20 protein-coding genes are annotated in these 22,321 nt (G+C 45.7%); 10 read left to right on the top strand and 10 right to left on the bottom strand.

The window, feature by feature from the left end:
- Positions 1-42: 42 nt before the first annotated feature.
- Both OM416_RS04215 and OM416_RS04210 read right to left on the bottom strand, forming a co-directional pair.
- Positions 43-1,509 (bottom strand): sensor histidine kinase, encoded by a 1,467-nt coding sequence (locus OM416_RS04215; RefSeq protein ID WP_264927304.1) that lies wholly within the window; start codon positions 1,507-1,509, stop codon positions 43-45.
- On the bottom strand, positions 1,494-2,180 hold the full coding sequence (locus OM416_RS04210; RefSeq protein ID WP_062835107.1) for a response regulator transcription factor: 687 nt from the start codon (positions 2,178-2,180) through the stop codon (positions 1,494-1,496). The genes OM416_RS04215 and OM416_RS04210 overlap by 16 nt, the downstream gene beginning before the upstream one ends.
- A 192-nt stretch (positions 2,181-2,372) precedes the next feature.
- Between OM416_RS04210 and OM416_RS04205 the strand changes: the two genes are divergently transcribed.
- The 9 genes from OM416_RS04205 to OM416_RS04165 all read left to right on the top strand — a co-directional run bounded on the left by OM416_RS04205 (position 2,373) and on the right by OM416_RS04165 (position 15,438).
- Positions 2,373-3,089, top strand: a complete 717-nt coding sequence (locus OM416_RS04205) for a YceI family protein (RefSeq protein ID WP_264927302.1) — start codon at positions 2,373-2,375, stop codon at positions 3,087-3,089.
- A gap of 259 nt (positions 3,090-3,348) precedes the next feature.
- A complete protein-coding gene (locus tag OM416_RS04200; RefSeq protein ID WP_264927300.1) occupies positions 3,349-7,716 on the top strand; it encodes a glycosyl hydrolase 53 family protein in 4,368 nt (1,455 codons plus the stop codon).
- A gap of 457 nt (positions 7,717-8,173) precedes the next feature.
- Positions 8,174-9,217 (top strand): SPFH domain-containing protein, encoded by a 1,044-nt coding sequence (locus OM416_RS04195; RefSeq protein WP_264927298.1) that lies wholly within the window; start codon positions 8,174-8,176, stop codon positions 9,215-9,217.
- 71 nt (positions 9,218-9,288) lie between these two features.
- Positions 9,289-10,263 (top strand): sugar kinase, encoded by a 975-nt coding sequence (locus OM416_RS04190; protein WP_264928805.1) that lies wholly within the window; start codon positions 9,289-9,291, stop codon positions 10,261-10,263.
- Between the two features lie 83 nt (positions 10,264-10,346).
- Positions 10,347-11,060 (top strand): response regulator transcription factor, encoded by a 714-nt coding sequence (locus OM416_RS04185; RefSeq protein WP_264927296.1) that lies wholly within the window; start codon positions 10,347-10,349, stop codon positions 11,058-11,060.
- A complete protein-coding gene (locus OM416_RS04180) occupies positions 11,057-12,055 on the top strand; it encodes a sensor histidine kinase (RefSeq protein WP_264927294.1) in 999 nt (332 codons plus the stop codon). The genes OM416_RS04185 and OM416_RS04180 overlap by 4 nt, the downstream gene beginning before the upstream one ends.
- Positions 12,056-12,245: 190 nt before the next feature.
- Positions 12,246-13,016, top strand: a complete 771-nt coding sequence (locus OM416_RS04175) for an ABC transporter ATP-binding protein (RefSeq protein ID WP_264927292.1) — start codon at positions 12,246-12,248, stop codon at positions 13,014-13,016.
- Positions 12,991-14,952, top strand: coding sequence for an ABC transporter permease (locus tag OM416_RS04170; RefSeq protein ID WP_264927290.1), 1,962 nt, complete (start codon positions 12,991-12,993; stop codon positions 14,950-14,952). The genes OM416_RS04175 and OM416_RS04170 overlap by 26 nt, the downstream gene beginning before the upstream one ends.
- Positions 14,953-15,096: 144 nt before the next feature.
- Positions 15,097-15,438, top strand: a complete 342-nt coding sequence (locus tag OM416_RS04165; protein ID WP_264927288.1) for a cupin domain-containing protein — start codon at positions 15,097-15,099, stop codon at positions 15,436-15,438.
- 266 nt (positions 15,439-15,704) lie between these two features.
- Here OM416_RS04165 and OM416_RS04160 read toward each other — a convergent pair whose 3' ends face one another.
- The 6 genes from OM416_RS04160 to OM416_RS04135 form a co-directional block, all read right to left on the bottom strand.
- A complete protein-coding gene (locus OM416_RS04160; RefSeq protein ID WP_036613395.1) occupies positions 15,705-16,004 on the bottom strand; it encodes a metal-sulfur cluster assembly factor in 300 nt (99 codons plus the stop codon).
- A 31-nt stretch (positions 16,005-16,035) separates the two neighbouring features.
- Positions 16,036-17,268, bottom strand: coding sequence for a hypothetical protein (locus OM416_RS04155; protein ID WP_264927285.1), 1,233 nt, complete (start codon positions 17,266-17,268; stop codon positions 16,036-16,038).
- Positions 17,269-17,281: 13 nt separating this feature from the next.
- On the bottom strand, positions 17,282-17,887 hold the full coding sequence (locus OM416_RS04150; protein WP_264927283.1) for a DUF2249 domain-containing protein: 606 nt from the start codon (positions 17,885-17,887) through the stop codon (positions 17,282-17,284).
- Positions 17,874-18,248 (bottom strand): hypothetical protein, encoded by a 375-nt coding sequence (locus OM416_RS04145; RefSeq protein WP_264927281.1) that lies wholly within the window; start codon positions 18,246-18,248, stop codon positions 17,874-17,876. Before OM416_RS04145 ends, OM416_RS04150 begins: the two co-directional genes overlap by 14 nt.
- A gap of 17 nt (positions 18,249-18,265) precedes the next feature.
- Complete coding sequence (locus OM416_RS04140) at positions 18,266-18,499, bottom strand: DUF2249 domain-containing protein (protein ID WP_036613358.1); 234 nt, start codon at positions 18,497-18,499, stop codon at positions 18,266-18,268.
- A gap of 302 nt (positions 18,500-18,801) precedes the next feature.
- On the bottom strand, positions 18,802-19,503 hold the full coding sequence (locus OM416_RS04135; RefSeq protein ID WP_264927277.1) for a Crp/Fnr family transcriptional regulator: 702 nt from the start codon (positions 19,501-19,503) through the stop codon (positions 18,802-18,804).
- A gap of 174 nt (positions 19,504-19,677) precedes the next feature.
- Here OM416_RS04135 and OM416_RS04130 point away from each other — a divergent pair, with 174 nt between their 5' ends.
- The gene (locus tag OM416_RS04130) at positions 19,678-20,400 is read left to right on the top strand and encodes a ZIP family metal transporter (RefSeq protein WP_264927276.1); all 723 of its coding nucleotides are present in this window, start codon (positions 19,678-19,680) and stop codon (positions 20,398-20,400) included.
- Between the two features lie 131 nt (positions 20,401-20,531).
- Here OM416_RS04130 and OM416_RS04125 read toward each other — a convergent pair whose 3' ends face one another.
- Both OM416_RS04125 and OM416_RS04120 read right to left on the bottom strand, forming a co-directional pair.
- Complete coding sequence (locus OM416_RS04125; RefSeq protein WP_264927274.1) at positions 20,532-21,233, bottom strand: Crp/Fnr family transcriptional regulator; 702 nt, start codon at positions 21,231-21,233, stop codon at positions 20,532-20,534.
- A gap of 56 nt (positions 21,234-21,289) precedes the next feature.
- The gene (locus tag OM416_RS04120) at positions 21,290-22,279 is read right to left on the bottom strand and encodes a multicopper oxidase domain-containing protein (protein WP_264927271.1); all 990 of its coding nucleotides are present in this window, start codon (positions 22,277-22,279) and stop codon (positions 21,290-21,292) included.
- Between the last annotated feature and the right edge of the window lie 42 nt (positions 22,280-22,321).

Below are 22,321 nucleotides of genomic sequence, written 5' to 3'. Positions count from 1 at the left end.
CTGAATGGAGTCCTGGGCTAATTGGCATGTTAGCGTGGTGCGTTATACTTTAACGGCTGCTCCGTATGCCTTTTCTGTAGTGATGGCTTCTTGCGTTGCAGTCCAGCGTGGCAGGCTTAATCTGAACATGCTTCCTTCCGGGCTGCTGGAGACAAGTGTCAGTTCACCACCCTGTTCCTGTGCGAGTAAGCGACTATATGTTAATCCTAGGCCCAGACCACGGTTACGGCGTTTCTTGAGTTCTCCACGATAGAACCGTTCAAAGATTTTGGGTTGATCTTCTGCCGGGATGCCTGTGCCGTTGTCCTTGACGTCAACGTACAGCATCTGTTCTTCTGCGCGTAGATAAATATCGAAGACAGCCTTTTGTTCAGGAGCTGTGGCATGAAGTGCATTATTAAGCAAATTGACAATGATCTGCTGAATGCGGAGAGCATCTCCCATCGTAAAGAACGTAACTGGAGGGGAGTGCAACTGAACCTCCGGCATTTTATCCTCGTACGCAATCTTCCACTGATAGATGATCTCACCGACCAATAGCTTCAGATCCGTTCGTTCCTTGCGAACAGCAACACTTCCTGCAGCCATTGCGTTATAGTCAAGCAGATCTGCGACCATTCGCTCCATACGTTCAGATTCCTTCAAAGCGATATCCAAAAATTCTTTCCCTTCCTGTGGACTCACGACATCGTCACGTACTGCCATAACGAGCCCCTTGATGGAAGTTACCGGTGTCTTGAGTTCATGGCTTACCCCTGCCAGCGAAATTGTTCGCCATTCTTCGAGTTGTTGCAAACGAGTGGCCATATCACGGAATGAACTGACAAGTTCGTTGATCTCACGCTCTCGTGTATTCAAATCAAGACTCACATCATAATTACCACCTCGAATCTGCTCAGCGGCATAGGCAACCTGACGAATAGGTCTGGATAACTTACTGGACAGGAGATAGATCGTAAACCATCCGCAGAGGATTAGTCCTCCGAGGATTAGAGCAACGAGCCATATGGTCTCTGGACCAAATGTAATGGATTGTTTCGACTGCATGACCCACACTTTACCCATGGTTTGATCACCTTCGGATATGTTGACCGTTACACCTGCATATTTGTTATTACGAGGTTCACGATAGTCGTCTGACAGTCGATAATGCACATCTTTTTGCTCCATTTTAGGCTGGGAAAAGATTAATTGATTGTTGTTATCCAAGATCATGACACAAAAATAATGATCTGTATTGAATAGCTTCTCTCGCTTGGTTACCATTCTGTCCAGATCGGGTGGAACCCGAAGCACATTATTTTCACTGGTCACTCGATCTGCAATCTCCAGACCAAGCAGCTCTGCGGTTTTGAGGCTTTTTTCAATAGAGGTTGTTCGAATCCAGTAGAGCGCCCCTGCCACAATGATGGTGAAACCAATACATAAAATTAGAAAATATCGTAGTGTCCAGTGTGACAGAATGGATATCGGTCGTTTGGGTTTCTTCTGTTTCAGTTGGCGATCCAAAATTGATACCCCATTCCTCGCAACGTCCGAATTTCTCCTGTTTCGGGCAACCAGTGGGAGAGTGCTTGACGTAGTCGTTTAATCGATAGATCCACAGCACGGTCACTGCCGTCATAATCCATTCCCCATACCTGTTCAATAAGATGATCCCTGGTAAATGTACGATTGGGATAATCGGACAGGAATAGCAGTAACGACAGGTCACGAGGTGTGAGTGCAACCTCTGCACCGTTCAGCAGCACCTGCTTGGCAGCAAGATCAATGACGAGATTACCAAAGGAACGCTTCTCTTCACCACCTGAGGTCCAATGTGGATTACGACGCAGCACAGCATTAACTCTCGCGACCACTTCTTCCGGTACAAAAGGTTTGCTCATATAATCGTCAGCACCGGCATTCAAGCCGTTGAGACGGTCTGAAATGTCATCCAGTGCGGTTAGCATGATCACGGGACAAGCACTTTTTTCACGAATAATCCGCAGTAGATCCCAACCGTCCATTCCTGGCAGCATTACATCGAGTAATACAAGGGAAGGCGTTACGGAATCAAAAAGGGTAAGTGCAGTCGGTCCATCTGCTGCATGATGAACTTCAAATTCTGCTTTTCTCAGATAAGCAGCCAGTACGCGTGCAATAGCTTGCTCATCTTCGACGATGAGTATGGATTTCAAGAAAAACTGTCTCCTTTCATTTCATAAGCTTGTACTGATTTTACATGAGCAAGAGCATAAAGCCAATCCTGTATTACGGATTACAAAAAAATGCGGAACTTGTCTTTTCTTGACTTCTTCCTGACACATTCGACTGGTAATATCCATATCAACAAGCAACCTAAACAATAATATACTGGAGGAAACATACAGATGAACAAGAAAGCAAAAGCATGGCTTATTACAGGTGTGGCGGCGGTTGCTGTAATCGGTGGCGGTGGTTACTATCTCACTAATAGTTACTTGGGGAACAACGTTGAGATCGAACAGGTACTGCCTGCAAGCACAGCGACTTCCACAACAGCAGTTGATAGCACAGGAGCGGTTGTTGCTAATGAAACAGCGGCAGCAGAGCAGTTGAATGGAGACTGGAGCATCAGTGAAGGGTCTAAAGTATACTTCTCAGTAACCACTTCACAGGAGACCGTTAACTTTGTGGACGAGCAGGTAACAGGCAATTGGACAATTAATGTAGACGATGCTGCTCAGATGAAAGCAGAAGGACAGATCGAGATGGACGGGATTGATTCCGGAAATGGACAACGGGACGGTCACGTGAAGCAAGCCGATTTCTTCGATATTGCTACGTATCCACAAGCAACATTTACAGCGACTTCATTTGAAGGTGTACCTGCAGAATGGCCTGTCGGTCAAACGGTTGGTATCAAAATGAATGGTACCATTACGGTTAAAGGTATCGAAAAAGAAGTGACTTTTGATGCAAAAGCCGCCTATGAGAATAACGAAGTGTTGTTGTCGGCAACATCCATGGTAACGTTCGAAGATTTCGGAATGGAAAATCCTCACTCCGTGGTGCTCTCGACTGAAAATGATATCCAAGTACAACTTGAATTGAAACTTTCCAAATAAGTGTAACAATGATCATATACCTAAAAATCTGTTCTGTTCTGCCTTAGGGTGGACGGACAGATTTTTTTGCTTTCTCCTTGCAAAATAGTGTGATGGATATAGCTCAAATGTAACTTTTACAGGATCATATTGTTAAAATAACTGCTGTTTCCTTTGGATAATGCCGTGTCGCCTATAGCTATTAAGCGCTTACAATGAGGGAGATTCATAACATTCATTGATCCATGCACAATCAAACACAAAAAGGGGGAGATCAAGAGTGAACAAAAGGTACATAAGCGGGTGTCTGGTATTACTGATGCTATTCTGTGATCTGGGGTTGATGATTCGTCCAGCTGCTGCAGAAGATGCGAAAGTGAACGTAGCACTTAATAAGGCGGTTACGGTAAGTGAGGAAGATCTATTGTATGGGGGGCAAAAAGAAAAGGCGGTAGATGGTGATGTAAATACTCATTGGAGTGCGAGCTCACCTTCTTCTGAGAGCAATCCTCATTGGTTGACCATAGACCTAGGTGCGCCATATGATCTTTCTGGAGCAGAATTAACCTGGAAGGACAAAGACCAAGTTGTAAAATATTTGATTGAAGTATCTGTTGATGGAAGTAACTGGTCAACTTCAGTGGACAAAACGACTAACGAAATCAAACAGAGTGTTGCCAGTGAAGAATTCCAGATCAGTACACCTGTCCAGTATGTCAAAGTCACGATTCCATACTATGCGGGAACAAATTGGTGGCCCGGGATATCCGAGGTTAAGGTCTGGGGGGAAGAGGAAGCTACTGATCCGGCAAACATTACTGGATACAATGCCGTTCAGGTCAAAACAATGGCTGGGGTTGCTCCTGTTCTGCCGACAAAAGTGACAGCACAGTATCTAAACGGAAAGTCGGGTTCGGTTCCAGTAGAATGGGATAGTATCGACCCTTTGAAGTATGCATCTTCTGATACTTTTACCGTGACAGGTGCAGTATATGGAGCCCCTGTTCAACCGAAGGCCACTGTAACCGTTGGAGGATACCGGACGGATTATGTTAGAGGAGTAGATATTTCCACGTTAACCGCCATTGAGGATAATGGAGGAAAGTATCTGGATACTAATGGTACAGAAAGGGACTTGCTTGATATCCTCAAGGATCGCGGTGTCAATTATGTGCGTCTTCGTCTGTGGAATGATCCACAGAAATCAGGGGGATACAACGATAAGGAAGATGTAATTGAGCTAGCCGCACGGGTGAAAGCAAAAGGAATGAAAGTGCTGCTTGATTTCCATTATTCTGACGAGTGGGCTCATCCGGGACAGCAACTTCGTCCTAAAGCTTGGGAGAGTTATACTTTCGATCAGTTGAAACAAGCTGTATATGATTATACGTATGAAGTTGTAAGTGAGATGAAAGCTGCGAACGCTATGCCTGATATGGTACAGATCGGTAACGAAATTAATAGTGGTGTGTTGAATGGATTCAACAGCAGGATAAACCCTCAGGAAAATTATGAATTGTTAAAACGAGGTGTTGATGCTGTGCGTGCCCTCCAAGAAGAGGACCAGCATGTTCAGATTATGATCCATCTGGCTGAGGGTGGTAAAGCACAAATGTTTAAGGATTACTTTAGTGAACTAGAGAGTCGTGGGCTTGATTATGATATCATCGGACTTTCCTATTATCCGTTCTGGCATGGGACATTTGCTGATGTGCAAAAGACGATGAATGAAGTATCTGAAAAGTTCGAAAAAGACGTGATTATTGCCGAGACTTCCTATCCATTTTCCTATAAAAATGGGGATGCTCATGGCAATATCATTGGATCGGATGAAGCGCTACATGTTGGGGGAGCAACATTCCCTGCAACAGTTCAAGGTCAATATGATGCAATCGCTGGCATAATGGATATGATTGCTGACGTACCTGCGAACCGTGGAGCCGGGTTCTTCTATTGGGAGCCTGCATGGATAGCGGCGAATGTGGGCTGGATTGCTTCCGAAGGCGATGCTTGGGAGAATCATGCGATGTTCGATTATGATGAATTTCCTGGGAATGGTGGATACTCCTACGAAGGACGTGCCTTGCCATCACTGGATGTTTACAAGCGGGGGCTAGAAAATGTACCTGCGGATCGTCAGCATTTAGCGGCTGCAATTACACGTGCCGAAGGTTTGGTAGCTCCGGATTTTGAAGAAACGAGCTGGAACTCACTTGCTCCTGCGATTAAGGCAGCACAGGATGTGTACAACCAAGCGTATACATCAACTGGAGTGACGCAATCGGACACCAATTATGCAACAGCTGCGCTTGAACAAGTTATGTTGCAAATGAACGTGATTCCTGCGAAGAGGGATTCCCTCCAATCTAAGCTGACTGATGCTCAGACTTACAAGGAGTCGGATTGGTCAGCCTTAACTTGGGATATTTTTGCCAAGGCTCTTGCTAATGCAGATAAGGTTATGACAGATCCTAGAGCAACCCAGACTGAAGTGAATGCTGCAGAGAAACGGTTGCAGGATGCGATAAACGGATTATCCGATGTAGATAAAACAAAATTGGCTCTGCTTATTGGTGAGACGCAACAGCAAAATGAATCTTCATATACTCATCGTAGCTGGCAAACACTAATGGATGCATTAGAGCATGCTATCACAGTGAGAGATAATCAAAATGCAGTACAAGCTGAGGTAAATCAAGCGCATGAAGTACTGCAACAAGCGAATCAGAGTCTCGTTCAGTTGCAAGCATTAACTACAGGTAAGACGGCGACGGCTTCAACAAGTGCAGGTACAGGGGACAATCAACCCAACTCCCCAGAAGGTGCAATTGACAGCAATCCCAATAGTTCATGGGGAACAGACCAGAGTAAAGGTAGCTGGTGGCAAGTGGATTTGGGACAAGTCGCAAACCTGCGCAAGATCGAAATGTCGATGTGGAGTGGCGGAATCAAATATACGATTGAAGTGTCTAATGATAACAAAAATTTTGTGAAAGTGGTCGATACCACGAGCGACGTTGTCGTTTCAACAGCGCCAAGACACGTGTTCTCGAACAATACAGAAGCGCGTTATATTCTTGTAACGATTACAGAAGGTCCAGAATGGGTAGGGTTTATGGATTTTGAAGCATACGGTACGTTCCCGGCGGACAAATCTGCACTGCAAGCTACTGTAGATGCCGCTGAGAAATTAAAGCAAACCGAATACACGACTGCAAGCTGGAATGTATTCAGTAAGGCGCTCTCTGAAGCGAAGGCATTCATTCTGGATGTTGAATCTTCAACGCAAGATGTAAGTGAGGCGGATCGTGCGTTGCAAGATGCTGTGAGTAAGCTTGTACGTCAAGATGTAACACCTGGCCCTGGGCAGCCGTCCCAACCAAGTGAACCATCACAACCTTCCAGCCCGGGAACAGCTCCAACGCCCGGGAATCCGGCTGTAACCCCGCCTGTTGATTCGGGTTCTGCACCAGCGAAGGGTTCAATCACGGTAAAAGGAACAGCAACTGGGGATGACAAGTATTCGATTCGTCCAGATGCATCTCAATTAAATCAGGCACTGAAATCCATGGAGGCAGGAAATCGTACGTTGAAGCTGATTGCAGATGTGCCTGACACAGCCAAGACAGTCACATTCCAGTTGGCTGCAAGTCAACTGGCAGCATGGATTCGTTCAGAGGAAGTAAAATCTTTGGATGTAGTCGTAGGACCGACTACCGTTCGTGTTCCTCTAACATCACTGCCACTAACCATTGCGGAGACTGCTGGAACGTTCGACATCGTAGTGGCAACAGGATCGACAGATACACTGTCCACATCTCAAAAAGCAGCGATCGGTAACCATGAGATTGTTGATGTGAATTTGTTAATGAACAATAAGCCATTGCAATGGACAAACAGAGCGGTTGAAGTTGTTCTATCCAATATGGAGCAACCTACAAAAAATGATGTCGTTATGGTCGTGCATTCCATATCTCCAAATGGGGAAATGAAACCTGTTACGTATTCCAAGTACGATGACAATACAAAAACGATGGCGTTTAAACCTCTTGAATCCGGCAGTTATGTCATTGCGGAAGTTGAAGTGCCATTACATGATCTGCAAAATCACAATTGGGCGATCCAAGAGGTGCAGAACCTCTACGGTAAGGGAATTATTACGGGGATGAGTGCAACCCGTTTTGCCCCACAGGGTGAACTGACCAGAGCACAATTTTTGCAAATGATTATTAAAGGTATTGGTGATGCACGCCAGCCCGATCCATCTATTTCGATCCCAACGGATGTGAAGGAAGGGCAGTGGTATGCCGATTCAGTACGACTTGGAATTGAAATGAACATTGTTCAAGGCCGGGCGGATGGAAGCTTTGGAGCCAATGAACTTATTTCACGAGAAGATATGGCTGTTATGCTGAATCGAGCGCTGCAGGTTCTGCAACGTGATCAGGATGCGAACAATGCTGCACAAGGAAATACGGTGTTTGTAGACAACCCCGAGATCGCGGGATATGCTAAAGAGGCTGTAGCCTCGATGCAACAACTTGGACTGCTAAATGGCATGCCTGATGGCACGTTTGCTCCGAAAGAAACAGCGAACCGTGCACAGGGTGCTGTTGCAGTCGCCAGACTGATGGAACAACTGTATTAGAGGTAGTTCAAAAAGCCCGCTTTTGATTATGAAGGGTGATGCTTGATGGCATTATCAACACTCATGAATAGAAAATAACGAAGTATCTAAAGAGATCGGATCATAGGATTCGGTCTCTTTATTTTTTTGTGAAAAGAGATTATATAAGTTTAACTATTGTTTTACACGATAACGGAGAGGACAGAAAAAACTGAAAAAGCGAAGCGTTCGCCTTTATCACTGGATTTTCCCTTTAGAAAAGGGAATCGAAAAAATCTGGGGATAACAGCGATTAGAAGGTTATTCTGTCATCGGAGTGTCAGTGTAAATAATCTTTAGTTCAACTTATATAGAACGGACCCGCTTTCTTTAAATAGGCATCTAACCATTTTGTTAATGTCGTATTGACAATATCAAAATAGTTTGTTATCATTTCGATAATATCAAAACGACAATATTATGAAATGAGGAATGAGCCATGTTTGGATTCCGATTTGCGAAATTTCAACCCAGTGAATATGTAATGAAGGTGAAAAATGGTGAGGTACAGCGTCAGGGTGTGGGATTATCCTTCTATTATTATGAGCCGACCACATCGGTAGTGGTTCTACCCGTATCCTCGGTTGATGTACCATTCATGTTCGAAGAGATTACGGTGGACTATCAGACGGTTACTGTGCAGGGCCAATTAAGCTATCGCATAGTGGATTATTTGAAAATAACCCAGAGTCTGAATTACACGTACAATTTGCGTAAGAATCGGTATATTTCCGACGACCCCGGCAAACTGGACCAACGGGTAATCACCACAGCGAAAGTACTAACCAAGAAACATCTGGAGCAAATGCCGCTGAAGGAGGCCATTCAATCCAGTGAACGGCTGGCAAGCAGCATGAAACGCGAAGTTGTGCAAAGTGAAGAGTTGGAGAAACTGGGCGTTGAGCTGATGAGTCTGTCCATCCTGGCCATTTTGCCTAACAAAGAGACGATGCGTGCATTGGAAGCACAAGCACGGGAAGAGATTTTGCGTCAAGCAGACGAAGCGCTGTATGTGCGTCGGAATGCATCGATTGAACAGGAAAGACGAGTGAAAGAGAACGAACTGAATACGGAAATTGCCGTGGAGACGAAGAAACAGCAAATTCGTGAGACCCAATTACAGGCAGAACGCTCGGTGAAACAAAAACAAAATGAGATGGAACAGGAACAGCTACAGTTCAATACAGCGATGGAGGAACGTAAGCAGCAGCTCATTGAGTTAACCATTGCCAATCACAATGCTGAAGCGGATGCCAAAGCGTATGAGATTGCTGCCGTGATGAATTCATTGCAAAATGTACAGCCGAATGTACTGCAAGCGATGGCGAACATGGGCATGAATTCCGATAAGCTGATCGCACTCGCGTTCCAGGAACTGGCTGAAAATGCAGGCAAGATCGGACAGCTTAATATCTCGCCGGATCTGTTGCAGGGATTAATGACTCCCGCGCCGGGCAGAGATCAGGGAGGGCGAGCGAGATGAGATTAGGTAGAAGAGAGCAAGCGGAGCAGACAGGGAAATCAGCACGTCAGCAGCCTGGAGCGGATGACCGGATGAGCGAACACAAGCTGATACTGGTGAAGCGCCGGACCAGACTGGAGGAGCTGGTAGTTCGATATAACACGGTGCAGCAAGCCCAGTTCTATATTGAACGTCTGGGCGCGGACTTCAGTGATTATATGGAGGAAGACCGTCGTTATCGTCAATCCGTACAGCAGGCGCAGCAGCAACTGGGACAATTGGGTCGTGTACAGACCATTGATCGGGAACATGTGCCCAATTTTATCTTTGGAGAGCAGGATATCGTGGTTGTGGTGGGACAGGATGGGCTTGTAGCTAATACCCTCAAGTATGTAACTGAGCAGCCGCTCATCGGTGTGAATCCGGACCCGATGCGGTGGGACGGGGTATTATTACCTTTTACCGTGGAGGATATCAGCTTCATTGTCCCTGATGTCATTCGAAAGCAACGAACATTGAAAGAAGTCACTCTTGCCAAAGTAGAACTTAATGATGGGCAGTATCTATATGGTGTGAACGATCTGTTCATTGGTCGAAAGACGCATGTGTCGGCTCGTTATGAAGTGCGTCTGGGTTCATCCGCAGAACAACAATCTTCCAGTGGTATCATTGTCTCCACAGGCATGGGATCGACTGGCTGGTTCAAAAGTGTGCTGGCGGGAGCTACCGGAATTGTAGGATCGGCGGCATGGCAGAACATGAATTCCGAAGCTGAGGTCGCTACAGCATCCGCATCCATTCATGGAAGCAGGCAGGAGTTGAATCATTTTAACTGGGATGCACCGTACTTATATTTTTCAGTACGTGAACCGTTCCCGAGCCGGACGACAGCAGCCAATCTGGTGTTTGGACAGATTCATTCGAAGCAGCCATTGCACATTGTATCCCAGATGCCAGAGGATGGTGTCATTTTCAGTGATGGAGTTGAGCAGGACTTTCTTGAGTTTAACTCAGGGGTTGAAGCTATCATTGGTTTGGCAGAGAAGAGAGGACGCCTCGTGGTCTGACCCTTTATTTCCAAGCCGTTTCCGACTAGAATGGGTAACTAGATGTGATACACTGACGTCAGGAAACGGAAAGAGGGTTAACGATGCAGTCGATATTGTTGGTTGAGGATGATGCGAAGCTTGCAGGATTGCTGGCCGCTTATCTGACCCGAAATGGATTTCAGGTACAGGTCACAGAAGATTTTCGTCATGTACTGGATGAATTCGTGAAGATGGAACCGGATCTTGTGCTGATGGATGTGAACTTGCCTCAATATGATGGCTATTATTGGTGCAGACAGATACGCACACATTCCATATGTCCTATTTTATTCATATCGGCTCGTGACAGTGGTATGGATCAGATTATGGCGTTGGAACATGGAGCGGATGATTATATTACGAAACCTTTTCAATATGAAGTCGTTCTTGCCAAAGTCCGCAGTCAGCTGCGCAGAGCCTATGGTTCTTACGCTGCTGTGCAGCAGGAAGTGAAGGTGAAGAACGGTCCCATGATCCTCTATCCTGAGCGATTTGTACTGGAATATGATGAACGTTCTACAGAGCTAACACAAAAGGAAGCCATATTGGTGGAAGCACTAATGGCGAAGGCAGGGCGGGTTGTGTGTCGGGAAAAATTGCTTGAACAGATGTGGGAAGATCAGCATTTTATTGATGACAATACGTTGAATGTATATATTACACGTGTTCGCCGGAAGTTGAAGGAGCTGGGTGCAGAAGAGATTTTGGAGACGGTTCGCGGAGCGGGTTATCGTGTGTTGGATCTGGATTCGTCCGCACAGGGGAAAGGGAAATGAGACTTTTCCTGAGAGACCACCAGATGTTAGTCGGATTTTATGTGTTACAGATGCTACTGGTTCCGTGTGTCTACTGGCTCTCTGGTGAGGGCCGTCCGATGAAGATTGTCCTTTATGGCATGCTGATCAGTACGGTGGTACTGATGGTCTATCTAGTCATACGTTACTTCCAGATGCGAGCGTATTATCGTTTACTTCAACAACCACATTTGCTGGTAAAGGAGCCTTTTCAAACGCTTGGAAATTCGGTCGTGGCGGAAGCTATCCAGGAATTGTTACATGAACTGGAGCGTAATCGGCAGAACGAGATGGGTCAGTTACGTACCAGTAAGGAACAACAGGTGGTATTCATGAATCGCTGGGTTCATCAGATGAAGACCCCGTTGTCCATTATCCAACTGACCTTGGAAGATGTAGAAGATGAGACGGCGGGCAGTATTCAGGATGAGTTGGATAAAATGCGCAAAGGACTTGAAATGGTCTTGCATTCATCAAGGCTTGAACAGTTCGAAGGGGATTTTCGTGTAGAGCTGCTGTCTCTGCATGAGGTGCTTCGGAGCAGCATTGCAGAGAACCGACGTTTGTTTATTCGCAGAGGCATTACACCGGATATCCGGATGGAGGGCGACCTTCAGATCTACAGTGATTCCAAGTGGCTGCGGTTCATGTTCACCCAGATTTTGACCAATGCCGTGAACTATTCCGATAGCAAATCAGGCAAAAAAGTGATCATTACAGGCTATAAACAGGAAGAGCGTACAATCCTGGACATTCAGGATGAGGGGATCGGCATCTCATCCGAAGATATTCATCGGGTGTTTAATCCCTATTTTACAGGCGAACGGGGTAGACAATACCATGAATCTACGGGAATGGGATTATATCTGGTTCGTGAGATCAGTGCCCGCCTGGATAACCGTGTGGAGTTGTTTTCGGAGCCGAATGAGGGAACGTTGGTCAGATTCAGCTGGGTTCATACGAAATATCCGAAGTAAAGAGCGCTTTGCCCATGGGTGAGGTGCTTTTTTTAATGCACAGAAGTGTGATAGAGAAGGCAGGGGAACAGAACCTTAAACGCGTTGTAAGAGAAGTTTAAGGTAATTCGATAGCACCGTTACAGGAGGTCAGTTAGGATAAGAATAGAAATAAACGTATATAGAATGATGGATCAGGAGGGAATTACGCATGGAAATGTTACAGGTATCAGCACTCAATAAAGTGTATCAGGGCAAAGTGCAAACCCAAGCCCTTAGTGATATTCATCTGACAATCAAGCAAGGTGAGTTTGTGGGTATTATGGGTCCGTCGGGCAGCGGCAAAACCACGTTGTTAAACATGGTCTCGACCATTGATGAACCCAGCTCGGGCAAGGTGCTGATTAATGGCATGAACCCGTTTGATATGAAGAAGAAAGAACTTGCCATGTTCCGACGTCGGGAACTCGGATTTGTCTTTCAGGATTTCAATCTGTTGGACACGCTGACGGTTGCTGAGAATATTGTACTTCCACTGACACTGGACAAGGTCAAACTGAAGGAGATGGAGAGTAGACTACAACGCATTACAGCCAAGCTCGGGATAGATCACATTCTGGATAAACGAGTCTACGAAATTTCGGGCGGACAGCGACAGCGGACAGCCATTGCGAGATCCATGATTAATATGCCTTCGATTGTATTGGCGGATGAACCAACCGGCGCCCTGGATTCTACGTCATCTCAGGCGGTCATGGAGTCGCTTGAACAGATTAACCAGCAGGAGAAAACGACCATTATGCTGGTTACACACGATCCCCTTGCTGCAAGTTATTGCAACCGAATCGTGTTCATCAAGGATGGAAAACTGGCAGCCGAAGTGCACCGCGGAGATAATCGACAGACGTTCTTCCAGCGGATCATCGATACCTTATCCTTCTGGGGAGGGAATTCACATGAGCTTTCCTCAGTTCGCGTTTAACAATATTCGCCGAAATGGGCGAGCGTATATTGCTTTTTTTCTAAGTAGTGTGTTTATGGTCATGATTTTCTTCGCCTATGCGGTGTTCATCTATCATCCGTATGTGACAGAGTTGCCGATGGGTGACACAACTGCTACGGGGATGCAGGTGGCTTCGATCATTGTATATGTGTTTGCATTTTTCTTTGTTATGTATTCCATCAGTGCTTTTCTCAAATCACGGAACAAGGAGTTTGGCATTCTGACCATACTTGGTGCAGAGCCCGCACAGATTCGGAGATTGGTCATTTTGGAAAACATGTTGATCGGCTGCTTGTCCATTATTGCCGGTATAGGCGGAGGCATGTTGTTGTCGAAGCTATTCCTGATGTTAACCACTCGTTTTATTGGCATGGATGATCTGCCCTTTTATTTTCCGATCAAAGCAATTCTGATTACAGTAGCAGCCTTTTTGATATTATTCTTCTGCATTTCACTCTTCACATTGGTTTTTATCGGAAACAAACGGACGTTAGAGCTATTGACGGGTACAAGCAAACCCAAAAAAGAGCCCAAAGCTTCATGGTTCTTCTCACTTCTGGGACTGGCATTACTTACAGTCGGCTTTGTGGTACTGCGCAGCGAGTTGAATGGTGGGACGATCATGCTTGCAGCAGTGACAGGCATAGCGGGAACGTATTTTTTCTATTCACAGCTTTCCGTGCTCATCATCCGTTTATTGAAGCGTAATCGTAAAACGGTATGGCATGGTACACGTCTGTTATGGATCTCAGAGATGAGTTACAAAATGAAGGATAATGCTCGCATGCTCTTCATGGTGACTGTGGTGATTGCGATTGCTTCGATGAGTGCGGTGGTGATTTTGTCACTGGATCAGGAGAATCGGGAGCAGTTTACCAATAACGATTTTCCAATCAAATACAATGTGTACACAACTTCGGATCAATTGGATATGAGTTTTATTGATTCGACACTTGAAGCCGCAGGCTTGGATTATCAGCAAGTGTATTTGGAGTACTTCTGGTCTGATGCGGATCTGAGCGCTGTCTCGGTCATGCCGCTCAGTCATTACAACCGATTCAATACAATCCTAGGAAAAAAGACATTCCATTTGGATTCAGGCTCAGCATTATTCGTAGATTCGCGTAATGAGAAGGATCAGGATCAGATTGATCGAAACAGGTTTCGTAATTATGCGGAAGGAGACACATTGACTCTGAATCTGGAAGATGGCTCATTGCAAGCAAGAATTACAGCTACGGATGTAGAGCCACGGTTCGCAACCCTGATCTATTCTACAGGTGTAGTCGTTCTGCCGAATGAGAAGTATGAAGAGATCACACAACAGCTCAAAGGAAATAGATTATCTGGCAAAGTTCTTTATCAGATTCCGGCATGGGGTCATGCTGTACCTGACCGACACTCCTCGGAAGCTATGGTTAGCGATCAGCTACTGTCGTCCGCAGATACCATTCGAAGCGATAATGCTTCTTCGGATGAGAATTACTCTGGATTTCTGACCACTCGATACGGGGATTTTGAGAGATACAGACAGAGTACAGCACTCTTTACCTTTCTCGGCATATTTATCGGATTGATCTTCTCCATCTCTTCTGCAAGTTTTCTGTATTTCAGACTGCATACCGATCTTGAAGCAGATGGGAAAATGGTGCACTCTCTTTCGAAAATGGGTCTCAGTTTTCAGGAGATGAAACGATCATCTACCGTTCAGATTGCCATTTTGTTCTTCTTACCGATCGGTGTTGCCATCATTGAAACTTTGGTAGTGGTTAAGCCATTCCTGACTGAATTCGGTATTACCAATTATACGGTTCCGGTGTTGACTGTATTTGGTGCGTTTCTCCTTGCACAGACGTTTTATTTCTTTGTTATCCGTTCGAGATATATATCTTCTCTGCGCAAAATGATGGTTTAGTCATCCAGGAAACGAATGATCATAATGAATCGATCATGATCTGTTCCTTGCCCGCATTTTCTTGATTCAGATCAAGGAAACGCGGGCTTTCTTGCGTTAAGATGAATGCATTCACAGATTATATTATCGAGGAGGACGATTATCATGAGTATTACGTCATTGCAAGAAGTCAAAGCATTCAGTGAGGACCGCTTTACGAAAAGGGTTTTATTCCAGCAGGATGGTGGAGTGACTTTTGTCCTTCATTTTCTACCAGGTCAGCAGCTTCCTGTTCATAAACATCCGGGCACAGACGTTATTTTGCTGGTAGTCGAAGGCACAGGTACACTTATTCTGGATGGAAAAGAACAAGCGGTGAAACAAGAGGATGTGATTCATTGTGGCGGTGAAGTAGAGTTCGCATTCCATAATACAGGAAATCAGGAGGTTCGTTTGTTCGTGGTGTTAAATAAAGTACCAGCAGCATCGTATGCCAAGGACATCTAACATCTAATAATAAGGAAGCGATAAAATGATTCACTGATCGGCACTAATATAAGGGAAACTCTATTCTGGAGTTTCCTTATTTATTTTTTATTCAAGAATACTCTGCTCCAACATTCGTCCTTCTAGCAATCTCCGGGGTGTATATCAAGTGTGGCTTCCATCGCAAAACAAAAAGCATACCTGGGTCTGAGAACATCAGAGCTTAGGTATGCTTTTTCGTATTCCGGCAGCAATTTGTTCATTCATCCGGTTTATCGTCATTCTGCCTAGAAGTATCCCAGCATTTCCTTGGCTTCATTCGACATCAGCTGTGGAGACCATTGTGGCTCCCACACCACTTGTACATCAATATCGGTCTTATTTGTATTCTCCTGCAAAACCCATTTCACCGCACCGACAATTGTATCATGCAGCGGGCAACCTGGTGTAGTCAGCGTCATCCGTACATGTACCCGTTCAGGCTCTTCCCTTACTTCATACACCAGACCCAGGTCAACGATATTGACACCTAATTCAGGGTCATACACTTCCTTGAGACATTCCAGCAAATGCGTGGTTTGTTCCATCATGTTCACTCTCCAGTCCACCTTATTTATGTTAACGTCTGAATACCATAGCAATATTTGTTATATAAACGATGGAGACAAGAGACAAAATCGTCCCTCCAACCATCATGACCTCAGCCAGATTAATCAGAATTCCACTGACAAGCAGAAGGCTTCCAGCAACCATGGCGAGCATACCCCAATTGACATGACGTTCACTCAACATACCTGCCATCAGCGGTGTTCCGGGTCTGCCGGCTTGCTTGCCATATTTATGGGTCCACCATAGAAAAGGCACGATTTTGGAGGCATAGCCAAGTATGGTGAGAGAAACCCAGCCCCCGAGATATACCCATCCAGACAGCAGAACAACACGTGGATGGAGCAGCAGTTCAGTCCCTTGCGAAGAATAGATCAGTAGGGCAACAGCATATACAGCAAACGCACGGCTTACATAGACAGACCAGCGAATGCCTGGACCCGGATTGCTTTTGTGCCGTTTCTCCTGAATTTGTTCCAAGTGATATACATAGAAGAGAAGGGCGGCGGTTAGAAGTAAGAGCGCAAACCAGAGCAATCCTCCCTTAATACCTGTCAGAAATGCGACAACACCTGTAACTACAGCTGCATTCCACAGAACCAAGACCACTTTTTGCAGTCGAATGGAATAATCGTGGGACAGGTAGAACATGGGCAGCATTTTGTAACTGAAGCCGGTAATTAACATGCCAAACCAGCCGAGTGTTCCCATCCAGATATGTGCGCCGAATAAGCGTTCATGCAGACCGTTCCAATCACCAAAGGCAAAATTCAGACCCATCAGCATACCGGACAGCCCGGTAAGAAACAGATATAGACAGGAACAAGCTGCACTGATCGTCACCGGATTCCACTGTGAGGCACGGAGAAGGGTAGCGCCCATATTCCATCCGAACAATAGAATGCCCGAGAGCGCGAGTGTAGCAGAACCGGCAATCCAGATGACATCTGCACGGATGAAGCCGTATAACATGCCCACGATTCCGATACTGAACAAGAAATAATGACAATAACCAAGAAACAGACTGTAGATATTGGATTGCAATATAACATGTATCAACTGATAAATGGCACCCATAGCTAGCATGGTTGCCCACCCGAGCACAAACAGATGGGCATGAAACCAGCCTTCGGGTCCTCTGAGTTCATCACCAAGCCAGCCTGTCAGCGAGAGCAGGGAGAATGCGTGATACATTACAAATCCAAAGATGCCCGTGATGATAAAAAGAAACGGCAACCTGGACATGGCCTTTGCCTCCTTACCCTTTTTCAATTCTCACTTTGGCCGTACCATCGGCTTGATCCTCAACGGTGTAGGGGCAACCGAGATTATTTAACTCTTCTATCAAGAAGACAGGCACACGGTCATTGTGGATCAGCACGACTTCCCCAGGTCTGCAACGCTCCAGTGCGGCAAGTGTTCGCATCATGGGGTGTGGCGGTTCCAATCCGCGATTGTCCAGTATAACGGTGGGCGCCTGTGGAGATTCAAGGTTTTCAATCGCAACAGCTTGTTCCTCCGGATGCCCTTTGCATGAAACTGATTCTTCGTCGGAATCTGGATCAGAATCAGCTTCCGATCCAGATAAAACCATTGCAGATAAGGCTTTTGCACCGGTTTTATTTTTTTTGTGCACAAACGTGGTAACCCAGTGATCCGAACCCTTTCTTTCCGATGTGCTTGAGTATCCTTTCATCTTGAGAATACCAAGCAGAGGCGTGGGTTTGAATGGAGCATGGAGTACAAAGACATCTTCATGCTGAAGGCCTTTGACCGTGTCCATGATCAGTTGAAACGGCTCCAACTTTTTACTCAGATGAGGACGCACATCCAATTCAACAATATGGACATCAGATGGAGACATGTGCGTTCACATCCGATCCTGCACTAGCTGCATCCGCCTGCTGTACCAACTGTAGAGATGATTCATACAGGGCGGCCATTCCACCGTACAGCACATAGAAGAATGACTCCGGCGCATCGAGGGAGAAGGACAGGTAGGCTTTGGGGTCCATGCCGAGCACACGCTCAAAAAGTCTTGCACTGTCATAGGCGTAAAAACAGAAATGAGTATATTCGAATACAGGCATTTTTTCGTATATGGTGATAATCTCTTGCGCATATTCCGCTTGCTCACGCTGTGCCATTTGAACCATGGTTGTAGCGTCTTCCAGCCGCAGCGTGATGCGGAGTGTAGTATCGTCAATGATTTCAACGTGCGCCATAGCGGTTCAGCTCCAATCTATAATTTGCTGATTTTGACCTGGAAGGTTGTAGGACCCTGCTCAATATACTCCCAGTTGAAGCCATCGGGATGTGTGGATTGGAACTGGAATCGAAGGGGCTTAGGATCGTGATCGTTAATGAGCAGCATGGATTCCTGTGGTTGCAATTGATCAAACGTTTCGAAAATAACTTTATGTTTCAAATGCGGTGGATACTCCGTGGCATTAATGGTTGCTGCGTATGTGTTCATGTGTCATTCCTCCAGATAGGGATAGTGTGGTGTTGCAATTTAATTATAGAAAACGTGAGGAGGGGGCTGTGTGAGCCTGCTCACACCTTTTTTAATGTCATCGTCTCGCCTTATTTGAGTCAGAATCTTGTATGGAAAGAATGACATGAGCAAGTCAAAGCTAACAATGTCCTGATACGTGTATTGCTAATTGTGCATGTGAAAGAGACCTTAACATGGATTGCAGACGTTAAGGTCTCTTTATGCACACACAGTTTAATGTAATAGAGTGGGAGAAAACAGTGTATCTGGGTGCAGGGTGGTCACGTATCCCTTTGTTCCTTCAAAGCTTGCAAATCATGAATGATGATCCGGTTGCGATCCACTTCGAGCAAATCTTCTTTCGTAAGCTGATTTAAAAGCCGATTTGCTGTTTCCCTTGTTGTACCTATGGAATTGGCAAACTCCTGATGTGTCATGGGCAAGTTGATCATAATTTGATTTCCATGTATCTGTCCGTGCTGCTCTGCTAGCATAAGAAGAAAGGAAAGCACACGATTGCGTACATCCTGACCAGAGAGCACCTGCAATTTGTCCTGTAATTCTCTTATTTTATCACCGAGCACACGCATAATTTTGATCGCAATGGATGGTGTACTCAACATTAATCTTTCGAAAAGCCGGACAGGTATCGCCAATAGTTCGGTAGGGGTAATGGCTTCTGCGGTAGCCGGGTAAGGGTACGCGTTAAAAAAGCCGGTGTGTGGGAACATATCTCCTGTTTTGAGAAAAGAGACGATCTGTTCATGTCCATTCTCATCGGTTTTATAGGCTTTTACAATGCCGACACGAATGAAAAAGACAGCTTCTTTTTCGCTTCCTTCGCTGAAAATAACTGATTTCTTCTGAATGCTTCTGGAAATGGCGATATCTTCGACTTGCTTTAATTCCTCAGGGCTAAGGTCCTGAAAGATGGGAAACTGTTGTAGAAACTCCCCTGCTGTATCTTTGTTTACCCTGCTCATGAGAATCTTTCCTCTCTGTGTTCATATTTCTGAACGACGATATCATTTCATCATAGCGTGATTTTTGAACACAACAGGTGATATAGATCACAACGTCACAGGATTGTTTTTGATTGCTTACCCAAGGTTAATGGAATGATAGAACATAATTGAACTTGAGAGGGGTCGGCCCGGATGTGGATTGCATTCATGTGGGGCGGCATCTCTGCCTCAGCGGTTGTCATAGGCGCACTCGCAGCATTGTTTCTGAAGATACCCAAACGAGTCATTGGATGGATCATGGCTTTTGGTACAGGAACATTAATTGGTGCAGCGACCTATGAACTTCTCGGAGATGCGCTGAATGATGGAGGGATTATACCTACAGCCATTGGATTTACGGCGGGTGCCGTCGTGTATACCCTGTTTGACCTACTCGTATCTGCAAATGGAGGGGCAGGGCGTAAACGTTCCGCAAAGTCGGGAGACTCGAATCAAAGCGGCCTTGGGATCTTTGCAGGCACGGTAATGGACGCTATTCCGGAATCCATCATGCTTGGAGCCAGCTTGTTGGCTGGCAACGGTGTCAGTGTGGTGCTGGTGGTATCGATCTTTGTCAGCAACATCCCTGAAGGTCTGTCGAGTACGGTTGGACTCCAAGGCAAGTACAGTCGTGCCAAAATCATATTGATGTGGCTGAGTGTACTGCTGATCTCTGCGCTTGCCGCACTGGGTGGATATCTGTTTCTGGAGCAGCTTCCAGAGGAGATGGGGGCAGCGATTGGTGCATTTGCAGGTGGCGGAATCATTGCCATGATCTGCTCGACGATGATGCCAGAAGCCTTTGAAGAGGGCGGACCTGTAGTGGGTTTGATTGCATCCATGGGATTACTCGTATCACTGTTGTTGGATCTGTAGATGACAGAATAAGCTTCCGATCGCTGAGTTGAATTTATATAAAAAGAGTATCCGAACAGAGTGATTTCTGATCGGATACTCTTTTTTTGCCAAAACAGCTTCCTCCGCATTCGCAAGTTTCCTTGCCTAGTTCATTGTCTTCGTGCAGAGGGTTCCATTCTTTCCCTGAGCTGTTCCAGTTGAAGAATAAGGATACAGTTCCCCGTAACCTGAAGCAGTCCCTGAGTTTGCATTATGGCGAGTTTACGACTAAGTGTTTCGGGTGTGATCCCGAGCAGCAGAGCCATATCTTTTTTGAAAACAGGCAAGCGGATCTCATGCTTTGCATGATTTCGGGTATGAAAATACAAAAGCAACTTGGCAATCTTCTGTTCCGTTGTCATCGCACTGAGCGAGCTGTTCCATTCATCTGTTTCACGGAGCAGATTGGAAATGGCAAGCAGGAAATGATAAGCAAGCTTCGGATCATGTTCGAGTAACTGGTCAAAGTCATGCTTGCTGATAGAGCAGATGGCCGAAGGCTCCAGAACTTCGGCGTTTGTGGCATGTGGTTTTTGATGTAACAGGGAATCTTGTCCGAAGAAATCCCCGGGAAACAGAAACCGGATAATATGTTCCTTGCCATTTTCATTGTATTTGGATAACTTCACACATCCCTGATGAACCACATAAAGCGTATCGGAGCGTTCGCCCTCCTGGACGACAACTTCGCCTTTGTTATATTTGCGGGTATGCAAAAGGGAGGCCAACAATGCAGCTTCGGATGGATCAAGATGCTGGAACAAAGATACTTTGGAGAAACAGACATCCTTCGCTTCGTGCGCACAGATCATCGTTTAATCACCTCGAATTGTTCAGGATGGGTATAGCCATTATCTATTGTCATGTCTCAGTGAGACATCGCGAGTCCACCATGATCAGTACCATCCTTGGTCACACGCAGAACAGCGGCAGCACCTTTGGCTACATGGTTGAACTGATGGGTTACAATCGTATAATCGCCTTCTTCGGTCACGGTGAACTCTACGACAGCTCCACCACTTGCGGGGAGCATAACGGTCTGTATTCCATACTGGATGTTGCGTGGATTCCCATCGGTATATACACGGTCCATAATTGTACCTACAACATGGAAGGATGAGACTTCATTGGGTCCGGCATTACTGACATAGATCCGCACCGTATCTCCTACTTTGGCTAATAGGGGATGTTTTACTAATCCATAATCATTGCCGTTAAATACGACATAATCCGGTTCCCCGTTCAAAAAAGCTTCGTAATCATGCTCTTTATACCATTCACTCTGAACAAGGGTATACTCACGATCAACCAAGTGATCAGAAGGGTATCCTGCTTTGGGTTCCACAATAATCATGCCGTACATCCCGTTTGCGATATGGGCAAGAACCGGTTTGGTTCCACAGTGATACATGAATACGCCGGGTGAGGAGGTTGGATAGGTGAACGTGCCTTCCTCGCCTGGCATAACATCAATGAATTTGCTGCTGGGAGCAGCATGTACAGCGTGAAAATCCATGGAATGAGGCAGGCTGGAATCTTTATTTTTTAACGTGAACACCAAGGTATCTCCCTCGGTCACTCGTAGGACGGGTCCGGGAACGGTACCATTAAATGTCCAAGCGTTGTATATAACTCCTTCGGAGATTTCGATATCTGTAACCTGGGCCGTCATTTCAATATATACCGTAGTACCTTCTCTGCGAATGTTTGGGTCCACCGGGGGTTGACTGATCGCAGAGGAGGAGACTTCATCGTGGTGAACAGGTTTAACCGTATCGGTTGTACTACAGTGAGAGAGAGTTGCTGTGAATATAGCGAATACGAGTGACCATTTATATACATTCATTAAGGAAAACATAGGTACACAACCTTTACTCAAGTGATGTTTTTCACAAGCTAA

Origin of the sequence: Paenibacillus sp. LS1, assembly GCF_026013365.1 — a bacterium.
In the GTDB taxonomy this organism is placed as follows: Bacteria; Bacillota; Bacilli; order Paenibacillales; family Paenibacillaceae; genus Paenibacillus.
The sequence above is the reverse complement of the archived record's forward strand: the minus strand, read 5'-3'. Positions and strand labels throughout refer to the sequence as shown.

Excerpts from the sequence above, each read along its gene's own strand:
- OM416_RS04205 (WP_264927302.1), top strand. The coding sequence starts at position 2,373 with ATGAACAAGAAAGCAAAAGCATGGCTTATTACAGGTGTGGCGGCGGTT.
- OM416_RS04195 (WP_264927298.1), top strand. The coding sequence starts at position 8,174 with ATGTTTGGATTCCGATTTGCGAAATTTCAACCCAGTGAATATGTAATG.
- OM416_RS04190 (WP_264928805.1), top strand. The coding sequence starts at position 9,289 with ATGAGCGAACACAAGCTGATACTGGTGAAGCGCCGGACCAGACTGGAG.
- OM416_RS04185 (WP_264927296.1), top strand. The coding sequence starts at position 10,347 with ATGCAGTCGATATTGTTGGTTGAGGATGATGCGAAGCTTGCAGGATTG.
- OM416_RS04180 (WP_264927294.1), top strand. The coding sequence starts at position 11,057 with ATGAGACTTTTCCTGAGAGACCACCAGATGTTAGTCGGATTTTATGTG.
- OM416_RS04175 (WP_264927292.1), top strand. The coding sequence starts at position 12,246 with ATGGAAATGTTACAGGTATCAGCACTCAATAAAGTGTATCAGGGCAAA.
- OM416_RS04170 (WP_264927290.1), top strand. The coding sequence starts at position 12,991 with ATGAGCTTTCCTCAGTTCGCGTTTAACAATATTCGCCGAAATGGGCGA.
- OM416_RS04165 (WP_264927288.1), top strand. The coding sequence starts at position 15,097 with ATGAGTATTACGTCATTGCAAGAAGTCAAAGCATTCAGTGAGGACCGC.
- OM416_RS04160 (WP_036613395.1), bottom strand. The coding sequence starts at position 16,004 with ATGGAACAAACCACGCATTTGCTGGAATGTCTCAAGGAAGTGTATGAC.
- OM416_RS04155 (WP_264927285.1), bottom strand. The coding sequence starts at position 17,268 with ATGTCCAGGTTGCCGTTTCTTTTTATCATCACGGGCATCTTTGGATTT.
- OM416_RS04150 (WP_264927283.1), bottom strand. The coding sequence starts at position 17,887 with ATGTCTCCATCTGATGTCCATATTGTTGAATTGGATGTGCGTCCTCAT.
- OM416_RS04145 (WP_264927281.1), bottom strand. The coding sequence starts at position 18,248 with ATGGCGCACGTTGAAATCATTGACGATACTACACTCCGCATCACGCTG.
- OM416_RS04140 (WP_036613358.1), bottom strand. The coding sequence starts at position 18,499 with ATGAACACATACGCAGCAACCATTAATGCCACGGAGTATCCACCGCAT.
- OM416_RS04135 (WP_264927277.1), bottom strand. The coding sequence starts at position 19,503 with ATGAGCAGGGTAAACAAAGATACAGCAGGGGAGTTTCTACAACAGTTT.
- OM416_RS04130 (WP_264927276.1), top strand. The coding sequence starts at position 19,678 with ATGTGGATTGCATTCATGTGGGGCGGCATCTCTGCCTCAGCGGTTGTC.
- OM416_RS04125 (WP_264927274.1), bottom strand. The coding sequence starts at position 21,233 with ATGATCTGTGCGCACGAAGCGAAGGATGTCTGTTTCTCCAAAGTATCT.
- OM416_RS04120 (WP_264927271.1), bottom strand. The coding sequence starts at position 22,279 with ATGTTTTCCTTAATGAATGTATATAAATGGTCACTCGTATTCGCTATA.